Annotated in this window: 1 protein-coding gene; it reads right to left on the bottom strand. The window is 62.6% G+C overall.

Features of this window, described 5'->3' with window-relative positions:
• Nucleotides 1-101: 101 nt before the first annotated feature.
• Nucleotides 102-433: ATP-binding protein (locus tag ACQRAQ_RS08640; protein ID WP_427794559.1), on the bottom strand; the 332-nt coding region annotated here is incomplete at its 5' end.

A 433-nucleotide genomic window follows, 5' to 3' on the forward strand; every position in this document is an offset into this window, starting at 1 on the left:
TGTTAGCGTCAATCTATTTTTCACCAGTTTCGCTAAACAGGCGCGCCGTTTGCGCAAAGGCGGTTTCACCGGTTGCGCTAACGTATTTTCACCGATTCCGGTCACGGCTTGACGGGGCCGTCCCTCGGCAGGTCCTTCAGCCTGTAGGACCTGCCGGTTATCTTGACCAGGTGGCAGTGGTGGCACACCCTGTCCGCGATCGCGCTCGCCGCCACGTCGTCCCCGAACACCCTGCCCCAGCCGCTGATCCCCACGTTGGTGGTGATGATCGTCGAGCGCTGCTCGTAGCGCGTCGATATCAGCTGGAACAGCAGGTCCGCGCCCGCGCTGCCGACGTCGAGGTAGCCGAGCTCGTCGATGATCAGCAGCCTCGAGTGGGCGTAGTACCTGAGCCTCTTCTTGAGGATGCCGCGCGACGAGGCGTCCTCCAGGT

The sequence above is a fragment of the Collinsella sp. SGI.178 genome, from assembly GCF_050313495.1.
Classification (GTDB): domain Bacteria; phylum Actinomycetota; class Coriobacteriia; order Coriobacteriales; family Coriobacteriaceae; genus Collinsella.